The sequence below is a fragment of the Psychrobacter sp. FME5 genome (genome assembly GCF_014861375.1).
In the GTDB taxonomy this organism is placed as follows: Bacteria; Pseudomonadota; Gammaproteobacteria; order Pseudomonadales; family Moraxellaceae; genus Psychrobacter.
The window spans coordinates 1-17,749 of the sequence record NZ_RRYX01000030.1; the positions used below are offsets into that span (position 1 = coordinate 1).

The 17,749-nt window shown below is 44.4% G+C and carries 16 protein-coding genes; 1 reads left to right on the forward strand and 15 read right to left on the reverse strand.

Going from position 1 to position 17,749, the window contains the following annotated elements; genetic code table 11:
• The 15 genes from EI161_RS06150 to EI161_RS06220 all read right to left on the reverse strand — a co-directional run.
• On the reverse strand, positions 1-211 hold a 211-nt coding region (locus EI161_RS06150; RefSeq protein WP_192524926.1), incomplete at its 3' end, for an IS630 transposase-related protein.
• Between the two features lie 35 nt (positions 212-246).
• Positions 247-2,091, reverse strand: a complete 1,845-nt coding sequence (locus tag EI161_RS06155; protein WP_225735252.1) for an ABC transporter permease — start codon at positions 2,089-2,091, stop codon at positions 247-249.
• Positions 2,092-2,102: 11 nt separating this feature from the next.
• The gene (locus EI161_RS06160; protein WP_192529231.1) at positions 2,103-2,810 is read right to left on the reverse strand and encodes an ABC transporter ATP-binding protein; all 708 of its coding nucleotides are present in this window, start codon (positions 2,808-2,810) and stop codon (positions 2,103-2,105) included.
• Positions 2,807-3,676, reverse strand: coding sequence for an arylesterase (locus EI161_RS06165; RefSeq protein WP_192529232.1), 870 nt, complete (start codon positions 3,674-3,676; stop codon positions 2,807-2,809). Before EI161_RS06165 ends, EI161_RS06160 begins: the two co-directional genes overlap by 4 nt.
• Before the next feature lie 91 nt (positions 3,677-3,767).
• A complete protein-coding gene (locus EI161_RS06170) occupies positions 3,768-5,018 on the reverse strand; it encodes a CynX/NimT family MFS transporter (protein ID WP_192524691.1) in 1,251 nt (416 codons plus the stop codon).
• Between the two features lie 410 nt (positions 5,019-5,428).
• Positions 5,429-5,668 (reverse strand): (Na+)-NQR maturation NqrM, encoded by a 240-nt coding sequence (gene nqrM, locus EI161_RS06175; RefSeq protein WP_192523969.1) that lies wholly within the window; start codon positions 5,666-5,668, stop codon positions 5,429-5,431.
• A 159-nt stretch (positions 5,669-5,827) separates the two neighbouring features.
• Complete coding sequence (gene nhaD, locus EI161_RS06180; protein WP_192529233.1) at positions 5,828-7,342, reverse strand: sodium:proton antiporter NhaD; 1,515 nt, start codon at positions 7,340-7,342, stop codon at positions 5,828-5,830.
• A 131-nt stretch (positions 7,343-7,473) separates the two neighbouring features.
• The gene (locus tag EI161_RS06185) at positions 7,474-8,610 is read right to left on the reverse strand and encodes an FAD:protein FMN transferase (RefSeq protein WP_192529234.1); all 1,137 of its coding nucleotides are present in this window, start codon (positions 8,608-8,610) and stop codon (positions 7,474-7,476) included.
• Positions 8,611-8,730: 120 nt separating this feature from the next.
• A complete protein-coding gene (locus tag EI161_RS06190) occupies positions 8,731-9,531 on the reverse strand; it encodes an SDR family NAD(P)-dependent oxidoreductase (protein WP_192529235.1) in 801 nt (266 codons plus the stop codon).
• 171 nt (positions 9,532-9,702) lie between these two features.
• On the reverse strand, positions 9,703-10,938 hold the full coding sequence (gene nqrF / locus EI161_RS06195; RefSeq protein ID WP_192529236.1) for an NADH:ubiquinone reductase (Na(+)-transporting) subunit F: 1,236 nt from the start codon (positions 10,936-10,938) through the stop codon (positions 9,703-9,705).
• Positions 10,939-11,088: 150 nt separating this feature from the next.
• Complete coding sequence (nqrE, locus tag EI161_RS06200; RefSeq protein ID WP_192523964.1) at positions 11,089-11,697, reverse strand: NADH:ubiquinone reductase (Na(+)-transporting) subunit E; 609 nt, start codon at positions 11,695-11,697, stop codon at positions 11,089-11,091.
• Positions 11,697-12,368, reverse strand: a complete 672-nt coding sequence (locus tag EI161_RS06205) for an NADH:ubiquinone reductase (Na(+)-transporting) subunit D (RefSeq protein WP_192523963.1) — start codon at positions 12,366-12,368, stop codon at positions 11,697-11,699. The genes nqrE and EI161_RS06205 overlap by 1 nt, the downstream gene beginning before the upstream one ends.
• 1 nt (position 12,369) lies before the next feature.
• Positions 12,370-13,293, reverse strand: a complete 924-nt coding sequence (locus EI161_RS06210; RefSeq protein ID WP_192523962.1) for a Na(+)-translocating NADH-quinone reductase subunit C — start codon at positions 13,291-13,293, stop codon at positions 12,370-12,372.
• Complete coding sequence (locus tag EI161_RS06215) at positions 13,274-14,509, reverse strand: NADH:ubiquinone reductase (Na(+)-transporting) subunit B (protein ID WP_192523961.1); 1,236 nt, start codon at positions 14,507-14,509, stop codon at positions 13,274-13,276. The genes EI161_RS06210 and EI161_RS06215 overlap by 20 nt, the downstream gene beginning before the upstream one ends.
• A 5-nt stretch (positions 14,510-14,514) precedes the next feature.
• Positions 14,515-15,867: a Na(+)-translocating NADH-quinone reductase subunit A gene (locus EI161_RS06220; RefSeq protein WP_192523960.1), complete on the reverse strand. Its 1,353-nt coding sequence runs from the start codon at positions 15,865-15,867 to the stop codon at positions 14,515-14,517.
• Positions 15,868-16,777: 910 nt separating this feature from the next.
• Between EI161_RS06220 and hisA the strand changes: the two genes are divergently transcribed.
• Entirely contained in the window at positions 16,778-17,515 is a 738-nt protein-coding gene (gene hisA / locus EI161_RS06225) for a 1-(5-phosphoribosyl)-5-[(5-phosphoribosylamino)methylideneamino]imidazole-4-carboxamide isomerase (RefSeq protein WP_192523959.1), read from the forward strand.
• Positions 17,516-17,749 lie beyond the last annotated feature (234 nt).

The window sequence follows — 17,749 nt, forward strand, 5'->3', positions numbered from 1 at the left end:
AATCATCAGGATGTTCTTTAACATCATTGAGTAGCACGTCATCTGGTATTTTATAAGGTTTGGTTTGCCTGGTTGCTTTGCTATGAACACGTCTCTTCCAGTTTTGTATGGTGGTTGGGCTGAGATTATAGAACTCAGCCGCCCCGGCAAAGGTCATACCGTTATCTAAGCTTTTTAGTACTTGTTTGCGAAAATCTAGTGAGTAAGTCATAGTGTTTATGGTAACAATTGGGTTTGATAATTAGTTTATAACACTTTTAGGTGGGATTGACTATAGCTTAAATTAAAGACACGCGCAGGATCATCAAATCCCTCAGTAGGTTCGATATCTTGTACAGGTACCTCATTAGCGGTCACCACACGGGCACGAATGACAGGGTAGTAGCTCACTGGTGCGCCAATGATTTTATTAATCTCATTATGCTGATCGCTTTGAATATCTAACAAAAATAAATTCGGCGCATCTTCAGGATAGGCGTTAATAAACTGGGTATTGATACTATGATTGAGGGTAGTGATGAGTGTCAGGACTGCGACCGATAATGATAGCGTGACAAAAAATAGCGCTGATTGATTGCCTTTACGCGCAAGGTTATGAATAGCAATCCGCTGCATCCAACTGATATTGCTATTGGTCGCCAACTTGGCAAGTAGCCATAACCAAGCACGCGCCAATAGCCAAAATATTGCTACGAAACCAATAAGCCCTATGAGTAACTGCGCACCCAGTTTAAACGAACCTACTTCATAGGCAAAGAACGCATAAAGCCCTGTGAGCATTAGCCCATACCATAGTAAAGGCAAGCGTTTATACCAAGGTATATTTTGCGCTTGTGAGCTTGCGCCTTGGCTAAGTAAGGTTGCGGGTTTGGTGGTATTAAGCGAACTTAAGCCACGCTGTGCGATAAGCAACGTCAGCACCAAAGCGATAATAATGGTTTTAATGGCACTGATAGGATTGATAGCTAAGCCAACATCCGCTGGCAAGATAGCCACAAGATATGGCTGGCCAACTTTGAGTAAGCCAAAACTGACGATAATCGCGGCGATACCAGCAATGATAGTCGTTGCAATCAATAGTTGATAATAGCTACGTTTAAGTGAGCTAAGAGGCTCACCCAATGCTAAACGAATCGCATTACTAGATTGCTGCTTGGTCACAAATGCGGTGATGACCCCATACATCGCGACCGCCGATAATAACAAGACGGCAATGACGAGCAGCTTTAAGAACATCAACACATTATCAGAGATACGCGAAACAGAAGTATCTGCCGATTCAGCATCAGAGAGCTCGATATCAGGATAATTGGTTAATATTTGCGTCAGCTTATCGCGCTGTGCTTCTATTAATTCAGGCTCGCCCGCCAACTCAATACGATAGTTGATGCGGCTACGCTCACCTAATAGATTGGTTGCGGCGAGCGCATCTTGTTGCATCAGCACTCGTCCACCAAAGCCAAACGCCGTCAACGGACGGTCAGGCTCTTTCGTCAGCACATCGCTAATCGTAAACTGTCCTTCACCAATAGTAATTTTATCACCGACATTAGCATTGAGGCTTTTAAGCACTTCTGGAGCGACGACCACATTATTAGAGGTAAGCTGCTGCCATAAAGGCTGATCAGATGCCAGCTCGACGTCACCATATAATGGATAAGATGGCGAGACGGCCTTGACCCGAGCAAGTAAGGTTTGCTCAGCGGTCACTACCATCGCACTAAACTGATAATCATAAACAATTTGCGTATCAGCGACCGTTGCTACCTGCGTCAATACTTCGCTTGGCCAGTCTTGTTGACTGTTTAAGATCAAATCGCCACCAACCAGCGCACGCTGATTATCGTTGATATAGGTATTAACCGATTGCTGGACGGAGTCGAGGGTCAAGTAAGTGGCTAGCGATAATGTTAGCGTGAGTAAAAATAACAGCGGATAAACCCAGCGCTGCCACCAGCTACGACTTAATGCTTGCGCGCCCAATCCTTTAAATAAATGGTAGATGATACCGCCAGTATAATCTGACTCTTTTGCCATTGCCGTATCAGTCGTATCTTTTGGTGAATGCTTCTCTGTTTGCTGGTTATTCATCAAGTTATTCATTAATGTACAATCCGCCCATCATGCATAGTAATGACACGATCTGCCATTTCAGCAAGCGCAGGGTCATGGGTCACAACCACCAACGCCGAGCCAACTTGCTGTCTCAGATCCAGTAATAACTGCATGACTTGATTGGCGTTTTGTTCATCTAAATTACCCGTTGGCTCATCAGCAAAGACAATTTTTGGCTGCGATACCAATGCTCGCGCGACAGCAGTACGCTGTTGCTCGCCGCCAGATAATTGATTGGGCAAACTATTACGTCTATGCCCCAAATCAACGGCTTCAATCAATTCATTCACTCGTGCTTTGTTTGGACGTCGAGCGATATCAAGTGGGAAGGCAATATTTTCTGCTACTGTCAACGTTGGCAGTAAATGAAACGATTGAAACACAAACCCCATCTCGCGCTGACGAATGACAGCTAAAGCATCTTCATCAAGACTGCTCAATGTTTGCCCTGCCAGCTCAACGCTGCCACTATCAGGATAATCTAACGCGGCTAATAGCCCAAGCAAGGTAGATTTACCCGAGCCAGATTTGCCCATGATAACCACGAACTCGCCCGCATTGACATGAATGTCGACGTCTTTGATGATGGACAGCTTTTGCTCACCGACTTGTACGGTTTTATTTAATTGTGAAGCGGTAAGCAATGCGCTTGTTTTTAAAGCCGTTACATTCTCAGTTGAAGGTGATGATGTCATTGCGTAGTCTCAATAGGCGTATTTGTCGGTGCTGGAGTTGAAGCGGGTGCTTGTTTGTTGGTGTGATTTGAGTTTTTAGAATCGTCCATATTAGATTCGGCTAACTTCTCAATTTCAGGCTGCAATATAGGCAGGATATTATCATTGACGATAATTTTATATCCCTCACGGGTTGGATGGATGGCATCAGCTTGGTTTAACTGAGGATCACCACCGACACCGTCTAAAAAGAACGGAATCAGCGTGACGTTCATATCTTTCGCCACTCTAGGATATATCGCGGCAAACGACTGTACATAGTCAGAGCCAAGATTGTCATAAATCTGCATGCCGCCCAAGATAACTTCGCTATCACTGTCTTGTAGGCGTTTAACAGCGGTACGAATATTAGCTTCAACCGTCGCCACGTCAATACCACGAATGGCGTCATTGGCACCGACGGTCAAAATCGTAATATCTGGTTTGGTCTGCAATACCCAATCTAAGCGATTGACTAAGCCAGTGCTGGTTTCACCGCTTAAGCCTGAATTGACCACTTTGACATTGTTATAACCCAATTCTTGTAACCGCGCCTCTAGCTGCGCAGGATAGTTGGCATCATTATCAACACCAAGCCCTTCTGTCAACGAATCACCCAGTGCCAATATGGTTAGTGGTGCTTGTTGCTGCTCAGTCGAATTTACGGATTGCTCAGGTTCTGTAGTTTGAGGTTCGGCAGTTTTTGTATTAACGACTTGGTCGTTATTCTGAGTGTCAGTAGCGGTATTGGGGTCAGGTTCTTTTTGACAACCGCTCAAGGCAATTGCGATGGTTAATGCAGCGACAGTGAGTAGGCGCTGCGGCAGGCGAGAAGTTATGCTTATCATGATTCTACTGTCCTATTTACAATCAAGCCAGTGTAGCAGAATCAGATAAGCAGCAATATTGTGCAAAAGTTAATGGTTTAAGGGTAAAGATCTAAATCTTTTTACCATCTACCATTACCGGACGACTAATTAGCCAAGCAATCGCTACGTTAATAATCATTAAAATTAAAATTATTAACAGTGGTACGTCCCAACTGTCGGTTAATTCATGCAGCCAACCTGTCCCCAGCGGACCAAAAAAGGCTACCAGATAACCAACGAACTGCGCCATACCAGATAGCTCACTAGCCTGATTGGTGGTATAAGTACGCAAGGAAAACAGCATCATACTTAAAGTAAACATTGCTGAGCAGCCTGCACCCATTAACCCTGACCATAGCCAGGCCAAGTCAGGAGAAAAGTAGCTGATACCGAGCACACCAATAACGTTTAGCAGTGCAGCAACAATCGCTAACGCTTGGATAGGGCGGCCACGGTTGATAAGCCAAGTTACGATCAAGATAGCAGGCGGTGCCATAAACTGAAATACCGAGCCCATCTGTCCAGCCTGAACAGCATTCAGTCCTTTACTAACCCAAATAGAAGGTAAGAAACTGGCTACGGTATAAAATAACAAGGATTGTAAACCCATAAATACAGCAATTTGCCAAGCAAAAGCTGTGCGCCATACTGATATCTCTGAGGAGCCTGGGGTCGCCAATGGTACCGCTTGGTTATTTGATGACCCCAGACGAAGGCGCAAGAATATCCAGACGATTACGGCTAAAACCCCCAAGATTGACCAGCCTCCTAGTGCCCATTGCCAGCCCACATATTCAGATAAGGGCAGGACTACGCCAGCGACGATACCGGCCATTACCGTCATGGTAAGACTCAGTAAGCCAGTAATAAGTGGAATATGTTTGGGCGTACGCTGCTTAATTACTGGCGCCGCTAAAGTATTAGCAAAACCTATAGCTAAAGTTAGTACTATAGTTCCGCTCAAAAATCCGATCCAAGTGGGAATGACAGAGCGAATAATCATCCCTAGAGTCAGCAGCACAATCATGGTAATCAGCGTGTTTTCAAGGCCAAAACGCTTACCAATAGAGGGGGCAACCAGAGCACCTAGCGCAAAACCCAACATCGGTACGGCACCCAGCCAGCCGATTTGAGTTTCGGAGATATTTAGTGCATTTTGTACTACGGGTGCAATAGAGCCAAGCGCCACGATAGGCGCGCGCATATTAGTGGCGAGTAAAATCATCGCACATAGCACTAGCCAAAAAGTAAAGCGCGAAGAAGGCAGCTTAAAGTTGGAGGAAGAATCCGTTTGAGACTGTAAGTTTGGAGAGGTAGGCATAGCAGCACGACTATTATTTAGAATAAGAAAAAAGACACGTCATGAAACAGCGCCGAGGAATCGTCGCCTGTAAAATAACACCAGAAGAATCTCACTGAGAAGGCAAGTTAGGTGATAATACCATTCACAAAGACTAGAGTAGCAAGAAAAACGAGTGCCAGTGCTACGTACTGTAGACTAAACGAGTTTGACCCAGCTAATCGTACTTTTTGGGATTGGTATCAGTTGGAAGTTCAAAACAATTGCAGAAAGTAGGTCATATGCACTTGCTACCTTATCAATCAGAGCAAACTTAGTATATGAGTATGGCGCAATCGAAAATAGCGCCAGCCCTTTTTTATAGGACTTGACGCTATTATAAGAACAAATAACCGCTAAATACTATCAGCGTATGGTAACAAATCAGACACTTATACAGATTTGCCTAACTGAGCCGCTTTTAGGGCACCTTCTTGTTCAGCGATAGAATCACACTTATTGGGATCATCACCGCAGTACGAGCATTTTTCATTGCCCATCAATTTGGCAACACCACCACAAGAGCCTTTCAATGGCTTCTTTTGAAACATATAACCGATGCCCATAAACACAAAAAACAGGATAAAGACGGTAAAGGTAACAGCGAGCATGGGAAGTAATTGGCTAAGCATGGGGTAACCTCGGCTTATTAGGGACAGACTATCACTTTATATAGATCATGACATATACAACATAGCAGGCTGTCCTGAAGTTTATAACTCTATTTTACCACATATCCATAGGGTAATAATATCGATGGAAATCATGCAAATACAGTCAGTTACAACCAGCTACATTACATGGATAGCGATGTAGGTAGCAGCCCCTGCTAAGTAGCCCAGAAGTGCAAGACCACTGATATGTTTGAGATACCACATAAAGGAGATTTTCTCCATACCCATCGCTGCAACCCCGGCTGCTGAACCAATGATTAAGCAACTACCACCAACGCCTGCACAGTAAGCCAAGAAGTGCCAAAATGCCCCATCTTGTAAAAACTGACTTTGGCGCGCCAAATCACCACCGGTTAAACCCGCCATAGCAGAGTCGCTAAGGAGAGGGTACATTTTCATAGCACCGGCCACCAGCGGGACGTTATCTACCAATGATGACAGGAGGCCGATTAAGACGTTAATGACATATAAGTTACCAAAGGTATTATCCAGCCACGTTGCCATATCAATTAAGTGACCGGCAGTGGCCAGTCCAGATACGGCCAATAAGATACCTAAGAAGAATAAAATACTAGACATGTCGACCCGAGTAAGCACCCCAACGACAGTCATTTGTTGCTTAACGCGCCAGTTATCATGGCGATGCACCAGTTCGGTAAAAACCCAAAGTACACCGACACCAAACAAGATACCCATGTAAGGTGGCAGATGGGTCAAGGTCTTAAATACTGGGACGAATGCCAGCGCACCTAAGCCTAATGCCAGAATACTGATACGCATTTTACTGGTAACGGTATCGAGAGACACTGCCGCTGTATCGTCATCTGTTTTGGTTGCAGAGGTTTGAGATAAAGAGTCTTGAGACGAAGAAGCATGACCACCTTCCATTGCCATAATAGCTGTATCACCGCCGGTATAGCTGCCAAGGTAGTTGGTATTAGACGAGGTTATTGTTGCTTTGGCAGGTTTCGGCCGCTGTACTTGTTTGCCTTTAAACATGAACGTCAATAAGATTAATGGCACCATAGCAGCCATCAAGCTGGGGACGATCAAATCAACGATAATACGACTGGCAGTAATTTGATGGCCAATCCACAGCATGGTAGTCGTCACATCACCAATCGGTGACCAGGCACCGCCAGCGTTAGCACAGACCACGACTGTGCCAACAAACCACAAACGCAGCTCTTTATCGGCTACCAGTTTGCGCAGTAAGGAAATCATGACGATGGTAGTGGTAAGGTTATCTAACAGCGCGGAGAAAAAGAAGGTAAGCGCACCAATGGTCCATAAAAGCGTGACGGCGTTGGTAGTATGAATACGGTTGGTAATAGCAGCAAAACCATCATGAGCATCGACCAACTCCACGATGACCATCGCCCCCATTAAGAAAAACAAAATTTCAGCAATCTCTGCTAAGTGATGCCTAAGCTCAGCGTTGATGATGGTAGTCGTATCAAGCCCATTAACCAGCTGATCAGCGAGCAAAGTATCTGCACCAATCACCAGTAGTGTCCAGACAATAATTGCAGTGAGCAGGGCGGAAGCTGCTTTATCAACATGAAGGTTATGCTCTAAAGCAATAGCAATATAGCCCAATACAAAAAATACCGCCATCAATGAATAAACCATCTCATATCCTTAGTGTAAGAACACTCTGATAACTTTTCTTCTAAATGGTATATTGTAACGCTTATATAATAATTAAAACACTTAGTAATAATCCTGTGATAATAAGTCGTAAAAAACCAAACAAACGCGGCCTAATCTTTATTTGAATTGCCGGCTCTTAAGGTTGCCATAGTAGGCGTTTGTACTACCTGCCAGTCATCAGCACTATCCTTCAAATCACCATGTTTTACGCCATCGGCTAATATCACGAACAATGCGGCTATATTTTGCTGTTTCGCGACATCCAATGCTTTTTGATAGGGCATAGCGGTCAATGCCGTCGCCCACGCATCGGCCAGTGCCACTGATTCTGCCACCACGGTTACCGAAGGTGCGCCGCCAGCGATAGGTGCGCCAGTAGTAGGGTCAATTGTATGGCTATAGTGTTTGCCATCGAATATGACAGAATTGCGATAGTTGCCGGAAGTGGCGATATACATCTTATTATCAGTGTCGGTTGGTTGGCGAATTGCTGAGATAGGCTGACGCTCGCTGACTGTGCTGTCTTCGATAGGGGCATCAATCGCAATTTGCCATGGCTGCTGTTGATTATTGACACCAGAAGTTGCAATCTCACCGCCAATCTCAACCATATAATTACGAATCTGATAATTGTCTCTGAGCACGTCGGCGATGACATCGACACCATAGCCTTTGGCGACTGCGGAAAAATCAAGCGCGATACCATCTTTGGTTTTATAGATAGTTTGATCTTCTTGTACCACGCTCTCAAAGTCGACCAAGGCTTTTGCTTGAGCAATCTCAAGTGCCGTTGGCGGACTTTGTAGACGCTCTACGGTCATGGTGCTACCAAAGCCCCACGTTTCTATTAAAGGCAACACTGTAGGATCAAACGCCCCATTTGACTGCTGATAGACTTGCCTTGAGGCTTCTAGCACATGACTAAAGTCTGCATCAATCGTGATAGGCGTGTCTTTTGCCAAACGATTAAATTTAGAGATGGTAGAGTCGCTTTGATAAGTAGACATGCTGTCATTGATTTGTTTTAAACGCGCATCGATTGCTGCTTGTATGGCCTTTTCATCAGCATCGTCTGGCAACTGATAGGTGATGTGATAGCTAGTGCCCATCGTCTCACCGATGAGGTAGTTATAATCTGGTTTTTGCTGGCAAGCGCTAAGGCTCAAGGCGCTGGTGAGACCAATGGTACTAAATAGGGTGAGGGTAATAATTTTATTAGAAGGTAGGAGCTGCATTGAATTTGCCATAGTATTTTTTAAAAGAAGTAAGGTGAATAGCGGTTGGGATATATTTTGGCTATTTTACACCGCTTATCACCTATAAGGCTAATGCATCGGCTTAAGTCTCGCCTATTTAATACACTGGACTTACTTTACTTGTACCTCACGAATAAGCTTATAGAGTTTTGGTGGTGAGACTCGGTTAATTTTTGTGGCCAGCTTTTCTTTGCTGCCTGCGACGATGATATATTCTTCGCCTTTGGAGAGAGCTTTGACGACTTGCTTGGCAAATGCTGTCGCCGTTAGTCCTTTGTTGGTGGCTTCGTCCATCGTGCCCTGTGTGCTACCATCGCCAGTCAAGGCATTGATAGAGACATTGGTTTGGATAAACCCTGGAAATATCGTTGCGACCTCTATGCCGTCTTCATGCAACTCAGCACGTAAACTATTGGCCCACATATGGATCGCCGCTTTGGCAGCTCCGTAAGCACCGCGATATTGCGTTCCTAATAATCCTGCCACACTCGATACCATCACTATTTTGCCACCACCTTGCGCGATCATATCGGGTAATACCAATCTGCTTAGACGTGTTTGTGCAAAGTAGTCGATTTCCATGATTTGACGTTCAACGTCCTCAGTGGTTTCCATAATCAGTGAGCGTTGACTGACGCCTGCATTATTAATCAGCCAATCGATTTCTCCTGCTTGTGTTTTGACAGCATCATAAGCTTCTTTTGCTTGCGCGGCATCGGCTATATCAAAAGGTACGATGATATGTTTTTTGCTATGTTTGCAGCGTTTTTTGACCGCTGCTAGCTTGTTTTTATCGCGCCCACTCAAGACAATTCTCGCGCCTCGTTTAGCAAAGGCAATGGCTAGAGCTTCACCGATACCGCTAGAGGCACCAGTTATCCAAATAGTTAAGTCTTTAATTTTAGTTTTCATAAGAATCCTTTCTTGTTCACATATGCTTATTGATGACATGCCCTAGTTTGGCTCATAAAAAAAGAGCCTCAATCGAGACTCTTAATTTATCATATATGATTTAGTTAATCATGGTAGCGTCATGACATAGCTTAACCATTGGGATTTAATCGAACGGTTTAACCATCCGTCTTAACCACCAAAGTCATCAAGCATAATGTTTTCATCTTCAACACCCAAGCTGTGTAGCATATCGATGACCGCCGCGTTCATCATCGGTGGCCCACACATATAGTACTCACAATCTTCTGGGTTTGGATGATCTTTGAGATACTCTTCTAATAACACATTGTGGATAAAGCCGGTATAGCCATCCCAATTGTCTTCTGGCAGTGGGTCTGATAAGGCCACATGCCACTCAAAGTTAGCAAACTCTTCTTCTAGTTGATCGTAATCTTCAACGTAGAACATCTCACGGATAGAGCGTGCACCATACCAAAAGCTAATCTTGCGATCAGAGTGTAGACGCTTAAGCTGATCAAAAATGTGCGAGCGCATCGGCGCCATTCCCGCACCACCACCGACGAAGATCATTTCAGCTTGGGTGTCTTTGGCAAAGAATTCACCATAAGGTCCAGAAACTGTCACTTTATCGCCAGGTTTTAAGCTAAATGTCCACGAAGACATCTTGCCTGGTGGGATACCGTCAGGGCCACGTGGTGGTGGACTGGCGATACGAATATTAAACTTAATTAAGCCTTTTTCTTCTGGGTAGTTGGCCATTGAGTAAGCACGAATCACTGGTTCGTCAACTTTTGAGACATATTTAAAGATGCCGAACTTTTCCCAGTCTTCTCTATATTCTTCCGCTATATCAAAGTCTTTGTAATGCACTTCATGCGCTGGCGCTTCTAGCTGTACATAACCACCTGCGCGGAAGTTAACTTCTTCGCCTTCTGGAATTTTGAGCACCAATTCTTTAATAAAGGTGGCGACGTTATCATTCGAGATAACTTCACATTCCCATTTTTGTACATCAAAGAATTCTGGGTCAATCTCAATTTCCATGTCTTGCTTAACGGCTACCTGACAGGCGAGGCGCATATGATTGCGAATCTCACCTTGAGTAAAATAGCCTTCTTCGGTGGGCAGAATAGAACCGCCACCTTCAATAACACGGCAGCGACACTGGGCACACGTACCACCGCCACCACATGCTGAAGACAAGAAAATGCCTTCACTAGCAAGTGTTTGTAGCAGCTTACCGCCTGCTGGTGTCACTACATCATTGTCGGGATTATCATTGATATGAATGGTAACATCGCCTGAACTGACCAGTCTTGAGCGCGCCGCCAAAATAATGGCGACCAGACCCATGATGATCAAGGTAAACATAGCAACGCCACCAATCGCCGTAGCATAATCCATGGTAGGTATCCTTAATCTATGGGGTAGGGGTGCGAGGTCATATAAATTGCCTCGACCCTCTACCGAATAAATGAATTAATTAGGTCAAATAACTGAGTATGGTTTTAAGCACAAGTCTTTAAATAAGTGAACATTTAAATAAGCACAGGCTTAAATTGACATACCACCGAACGACATAAAGCCAAGTGACATGAGACCAACGGTGATAAAGGTAATACCAAGACCCTGTAGTGGTGCTGGGATATCTGAGTATTTAAGCTTTTCGCGAATACCAGCCAGCACGGTAATAGCAAGTGCCCAACCAAAACCAGCACCAACGCCATACACCATGGATTCACCAAAGTTATAGTCACGCTCAACCATAAACAGTACGCCACCTAGGATGGCGCAGTTGACAGTAATAAGTGGTAAGAAAACCCCAAGTGCGTTATATAGAGCAGGTACGAACTTGTCTAGGAACATCTCTAGAATCTGTACCACCGCAGCGATAAGACCGATATAACTCAGCAAGCCTAAAAAGCTCAAATCGATATCAGGGAAACCTGCCCACGCCAGCGCACCATCTTTTAGGATGAACTGAAATAGTAGGTTGTTTAGCGGTACGGTAATTGCCATAACGACAACGACTGCGACCCCAAGACCAATAGCAGTGGAGACTTTCTTGGATACTGCCAAGAAAGTACACATACCTAAGAAGTAGGCCAGCGCCATATTCTCAATAAAGACTGAGGTTATGAATAAACTAACATAATGTCCCATTAGTGACCGCCTCCATGTGCCATGCCTTTAGATTGCGGCTTCATTACAAACTCAGCCTCTTCAACTTGTTCAGGCTTCCATATACGAATAATGACGATAAACATCGCAATAATAAAGAATGCAGAAGGTGGTAATAACAATAAACCATTAGGGACATACCAGCCGCCATCAGTTGCTGGCTGTAGTAAAGTAATGCCAAACCAGCTGCCTGAGCCTAATATTTCGCGAATAGTACCGACGAATAAAAGGACAGCAGAGTAGCCAAGACCGTTACCGATACCATCTAAAAAGCTGGGTACGGGCGGGTTGCTCATGGCAAATGCTTCAGCACGGCCCATTACGATACAGTTGGTGATAATTAAACCTACGAATACTGAAAGACCTTTGCTCACGTCATAAGCGACTGCTTTTAGTATCTGATCGACCACGATAACCAATGAGGCAATAATCGTCATTTGCACGATAATACGAATGCTCGATGGAATTTGCTTACGAATACTAGAGATAAAAAAGCTGGAAAATGCCGTTACCAAAGTCAACGCCACACTCATAACCAGCGCATTAGCGACCGTAGTCGTTACCGCCAACGCAGAACAAATACCTAGTATTTGTAGGCCAATGGGGTTGTTATCAAAAATAGGGGAAACTAAAATACTTTTTGTATCAGCCACGTTAAGCCTCCTTGCCGTGTGCTGCTGGTGCTATTGATGCCAGCTCGGTTACGGGATGCGTTTCTTTCTGAGTGAGCTTTTGGCTAGTTTGCGTATCAGTGCTTTTAAGCGTTTTGCCACTTTCTTCACGCACATGATCTAAATAAGGCTTATAACCTTGCTCACCTAACCAAAACTGAATCATATTACTGACGCCACGACTGGTCAAAGTCGCCCCACTGATACCATCGACCCAATTCTCTCTTGAGCCTGAAGTAGCAACACCAGTAGCAACATCGCCACTTTCGTCGTAAGAGTGGATACCAGTCCACATCGCGCGCCATTTTGGCTCTTCGATACGAGCGCCTAGACCTGGGGTTTCTTTATGCTCATAAAAGCTAATACCTTTGATGGTATTCATATCACCTTCAAGCGTTAAGAAACCATAAATAGTGCCCCAAAGGCCGTAGCCCTGAATCGGTAGGACGACCATTTCAGGGTCTCCCGCGTCATCGTTCTTGACATAGACTTTGGCATATTTAGGTTTGCGGCCAATACTAGCAGGGTCATTGTTACCTAGATCGTCGCTTAAGGCTTCGTTCTTAGTTGCTTGACTAGTATCATAAGTATTACGATCATCGATACCAACAGCCTTTAGGGCGTCGTCATCGAGATAGTTACCTTTATTTAAGTCAACAATTTCCACTTCAAAATCTTTGAAACGCTCAGCGACATCTTCATTGGTATCAGAGGCAGGATCAAACAAGCCTGCGGCGACCAAGATGTTTTTATTACGGTCTAAACGGGCGTTTTCGACTTGCGCCGGCTTTAAGCCGACGGCTGCGGCGGCAACCAATACTGAACACACCAAACATAGTATCAACGCTACGATGATGGTTTTTGTATTGTTGCTTTTAGGCTTAAGGTTACTTTTGGGCTTGGACATAGCGAACCCTCCGTGCAGTTTGGCGTTTGATATTTGCTTGGGTCACAAAATAGTCAAACAATGGAGCAAATAAGTTGGCAAATAGGATGGCAAGCATGATGCCTTCTGGGAATGCTGGGTTAATGACTCGAATTAATACGGTCATAAAGCCAATCAAGATACCATAAGCCCAGCGGCCTTTATTGGTATGTGCCGCTGATACTGGATCGGTCGCCATAAAGACTGCACCGAACGCAAAACCACCGATAACTAAATGCCAGTAGAATGGCAAACTCATCATCATGTTGTCTTCAGAGCCAATCATATTAAAGACCAGCGAAGTAGCGATTAGACCGATCACACAACCTGCCATGATGCGCCATGAGGCAATGCGCGTCCAAAGTAGAATCACAGCACCTAATAAGATAGCCAGTGTTGATACTTCACCGATACTGCCTTGCATATTACCTAAGAACGCATCGCTCCAAGTAATGGCATTACCATAAACATCGACGAAGTCTTGTGGGACGACGCCAAGTGCGGCAAGACCAAGCGGTGTTGCGCCAGAGAAACCATCAACCGCCGTCCATACTGAATCACCAGACATATAGGCTGGATAAGCAAAGTATAAGAATGCACGGCCCGATAGGGCAGGGTTAAGGAAGTTCTTACCGGTACCGCCAAAGACTTCTTTTGCCACAACCACACCAAAGATAATACCTAGGGCAACTTGCCATAGTGGAATATCTGGTGGTAGACATAGCGCAAATAGCACCGAGGTGACAAAGAAACCTTCGTTGACCTCATGGCCACGCACCACAGCAAATATAATCTCACAGAGGATACCGACCCCAAAGGTGACGATATAAATCGGTAAGAATTGCATTGCCCCATAGACAAAACTCGCCCAAATACTTTCAGGGTTATAGCCTGCCATATTAGTAATAACAGTGCGCCAGCCTTCAGGCTGCAAGCCAAGTTGAGCAACAGCAGTCAATGCTTGATGACCAATGTTGTACATACCCCAAAACATCGCTGGGAAGGTACATAGCCATACAGTAATCATAATACGCTTCAGGTCGATACCATCGCGTACATGGGATGAGGCGTATGTCGTTGAGCCTGGTTGACGTAAAAACGTATCAAACATCTCAAAGAGGGCATAGTATTTTTCGTGTTTGCCACCTTTGGTGAAAGACGGCTCCATACGATCGAACATATTGTGTAAAAATTTCATCGTGGTTAGCCCTCCAGCTCAATGCGCGTTAAGTTATCACGCAAAATATCACCGAATTCATATTTGCCAGGAGATACGAAGGTGCATAATGCTAAATCTTCTTCGTCCAATTCGAGTACGCCCAAATCTACCGCGCTAATGATGTCTTCGACAATCAGAGCACGCAATAGCTGCGTTGGTAGATAGTCTTGCGGCATGACTTCTTCATAAACTCCGATAGGCACCATCGCTCGCGGTGAGCCATTGCTCGTAGTAGTGAAGTTATATTTTTTGCCACCAAAAAACTGTGAAATGTAGATTGGCAGTTTAGAGAAGCGGTTTGCACCCGGTGTAAAGAAGTGGAACGCTGGGCGCTCACGACCTTCAGACAGGACACTGATTTGGTTATGAAAGCGACCAAGGTATGCGGTATTGCCAAACACCTTGCGACCCGATAGCACAGAACCTGAAATAATACGGTTCTCACCAGCCTCAAGCTGACCTTTGGTCAGTGCCGTGATATCCGCACCGCGCTCAGTGACGACCAAATGTGGATTGGTTACCGCAGGACCAGCAAGGCTGAGCATACGGCGGGTGTATAAGCGACCTGAAGTAAATAGCTTGCCAATCGCAATCACGTCTTGGTAGCCAATCGTCCAGACGCTTGTACCACGCATGATTGGGTGCAAAAAGTGAATGTGCGTGCCAGCCAGACCAGCGGGATGCTTACCAGCAAAGCTATGATACTCAGTGACATTATTAGTCGCAGTTTTGGCAACTGGCGTCAGCTGGGCATCACCATGATGGCAGACAAAGGTCTTTGGGCTGAGGGTAGATAGTACGGCAAGTCCGTCATTGAACGCTTGTAGCTGTTCATTGACCAGCAGCATAGGGTCAAATGCTAATGGATTGGTATCCATAGCGGTGACAAAGATAGCATGCGGGCGGGCACCGATTTCTGGAGCGCGGCTATAAGGACGCGTACGGAACGCCGTCCATTCACCAGAAGCAAGCAGTTGGGTTTCAACGACTTCAGAGTCTAAGTCAGCAAGTTGCTGGGAGTCATAGCGCTCAAAGTCTATTTCTTCACCGTTTGGGTCGACCGCAATAACAAGGCTCTCAAACACACGACGTTCACCGCGTTTAATCGCGACGACTTTACCAGCAGCAGGGGCAGTATAGATAACGCCCACTCGTTTTTTGTCTTCAAAAACGGGCTGACCTTTTGCTACTATGTCACCTTCTTTGACATTCATCGTGGGCTTCATACCCACATAATCATAGCCAATAATGGCGACATGTGTCGGTTGGTGCTCAGATATCTCGCGGGAGGGTTCACCGGTGATGGGTAAATCCAAACCTTTTTTGATGGTAATCATAAGCGAAAACTTAGTCCATAGTCTAAAACGATACCAGACGTCCTGTTTGGTATATCGGTAGCATGAATAACGGCATCATCAATAAAGTCATTTATCAACTCCAATAATAGGGCTGAAAAATTTCTCTAGATATGACACATCATAACTACTAGTAAGAGTATTAACGCTGACCTTAGACTCCTTAACAACACGTTAATGTCTTATTCGAATGACCAAAGTGACGACTGGCTACCAAGATGTATACTAAAACACTCCAATCTAATGCCACCCTCAGCAAGGATGATTTTAGATAAAATACAGTTTTACCATACGATTTATTAAAATCTTAAAATTTATAATATCTGTGTGATTTAAGCAGCGCTATTCATTCGAATGAATATAAGTGAGAAATACGTGATTTTTTAATACTTTGAGAAAGCTCTCTTTGAGAAAGCTATCTAAGCGCTGTTTAATGACCTATGATTACACTGTAAACTTAATTGCTCAATAACCGCAATTTATTGGCACAACCTTGAATAGGGTAATCAATGCTGCGCTGTCATTTACCTTGTGCTATTAGTAATCATCTTAGGTAGCAGACAATTAGGTTTTATCGCACAAATACAAATTTACCTAGGATTATACGCTAAACTGACCTAAAATTGCCAGTTGGTAATTGAATTTACCTAATGTTTACAGTGCCTCCAACTGTGAAAACTTATGGTTATGATTGTTCGATTTTTATAATTATGAATATAATGGGATAATTGTTTTTCACTTTCGTTATTTGTTCAATTCTTCATCATTATCTTTTTTAATTTGTTATTCTAAATTACCTTATTAAGCCATTATTTAAATGGCTTTCGTTCTGCGACTGTTAAAATTTCGATTATTTTTTATGATTAATCCCGCTCTTTAAAAGGAATGCTGTATGTGTGCTGTCCCTGTCATTATCCCTGCTATTGATTTAAAAGATGGTAAATGTGTGCGCTTAAAACAAGGTCGTATGGAAGACGATACGGTGTTTTCTGATGATCCAGTAGCCATGGCGGCGCGTTGGGTCAATGAAGGCGCGCGTCGATTGCATTTGGTCGATCTCAATGGCGCGTTTGACGGTATCCCAGTACATAAGCAAGTGGTCAATGACATTGCCAAAGCTTATCCGAATCTGCCAATCCAGCTCGGTGGCGGTGTACGCAATATGAAAACCATTGAGCAATATATTAGCGCTGGTTTGACATATATCATCATCGGTACCAAAGCCGTCGAGGATCCAGACTTTGTCGCCGAGGCTTGCCGCGAGTTTGCTGGCCATATTATTGTTGGTATCGATGCCAAAGACGGGTTGGTTGCGACCCATGGCTGGGCAAATGTCACTGATACTAAGGCAACTGAGCTTGCCAAGCGTTTTGCTGATGTTGGCGTATCGTCAATCGTTTATACTGATATCAACCGCGATGGCATGATGCAAGGCGTTAACGTGGAACAAACGGTTAACTTGGCTCGCGAAGGCGGCTTACCTGTGATTGCTTCAGGCGGCGTCACGGATATGAAAGATATCGAATTGCTCAAACCTTATGGTGATTGTCTCGAAGGCATCATCACCGGCCGTGCTATTTATGAAGGCACCTTAGATTTGGGTGAAGCACAGGTTTATTTGGACAGTTAATAACGGATAAAATATAGTTAGTCCTAAATAAAAAGAGTGCAGAGATTGCAGCGTGCTACTGGTATAAATTTTCCTTGCGTGCTGCGTTCCCAGAGGCTACGTAAAATCCATCCCAGTCGCACTGTATTTATTTTATAGTGGATTGTCTATACTTAAATATAGAGATCAGTAATCATATCGTTGATTCAATATATTTTGGATACCAATTTGGATACTAAGAAGGCGAATGACAGT

Bases quoted from the DNA above. Each gene is read 5' to 3' on its own strand.
- EI161_RS06155 (WP_225735252.1), bottom strand. From the start codon at position 2,091: ATGAATAACCAGCAAACAGAGAAGCATTCACCAAAAGATACGACTGAT.
- EI161_RS06160 (WP_192529231.1), bottom strand. From the start codon at position 2,810: ATGACATCATCACCTTCAACTGAGAATGTAACGGCTTTAAAAACAAGC.
- EI161_RS06165 (WP_192529232.1), bottom strand. From the start codon at position 3,676: ATGATAAGCATAACTTCTCGCCTGCCGCAGCGCCTACTCACTGTCGCT.
- EI161_RS06170 (WP_192524691.1), bottom strand. From the start codon at position 5,018: ATGCCTACCTCTCCAAACTTACAGTCTCAAACGGATTCTTCCTCCAAC.
- nqrM (WP_192523969.1), bottom strand. From the start codon at position 5,668: ATGCTTAGCCAATTACTTCCCATGCTCGCTGTTACCTTTACCGTCTTT.
- nhaD (WP_192529233.1), bottom strand. From the start codon at position 7,342: ATGGTTTATTCATTGATGGCGGTATTTTTTGTATTGGGCTATATTGCT.
- EI161_RS06185 (WP_192529234.1), bottom strand. From the start codon at position 8,610: ATGGCAAATTCAATGCAGCTCCTACCTTCTAATAAAATTATTACCCTC.
- EI161_RS06190 (WP_192529235.1), bottom strand. From the start codon at position 9,531: ATGAAAACTAAAATTAAAGACTTAACTATTTGGATAACTGGTGCCTCT.
- nqrF (WP_192529236.1), bottom strand. From the start codon at position 10,938: ATGGATTATGCTACGGCGATTGGTGGCGTTGCTATGTTTACCTTGATC.
- nqrE (WP_192523964.1), bottom strand. From the start codon at position 11,697: ATGGGACATTATGTTAGTTTATTCATAACCTCAGTCTTTATTGAGAAT.
- EI161_RS06210 (WP_192523962.1), bottom strand. From the start codon at position 13,293: ATGTCCAAGCCCAAAAGTAACCTTAAGCCTAAAAGCAACAATACAAAA.
- EI161_RS06215 (WP_192523961.1), bottom strand. From the start codon at position 14,509: ATGAAATTTTTACACAATATGTTCGATCGTATGGAGCCGTCTTTCACC.
- EI161_RS06220 (WP_192523960.1), bottom strand. From the start codon at position 15,867: ATGATTACCATCAAAAAAGGTTTGGATTTACCCATCACCGGTGAACCC.
- hisA (WP_192523959.1), top strand. From the start codon at position 16,778: ATGTGTGCTGTCCCTGTCATTATCCCTGCTATTGATTTAAAAGATGGT.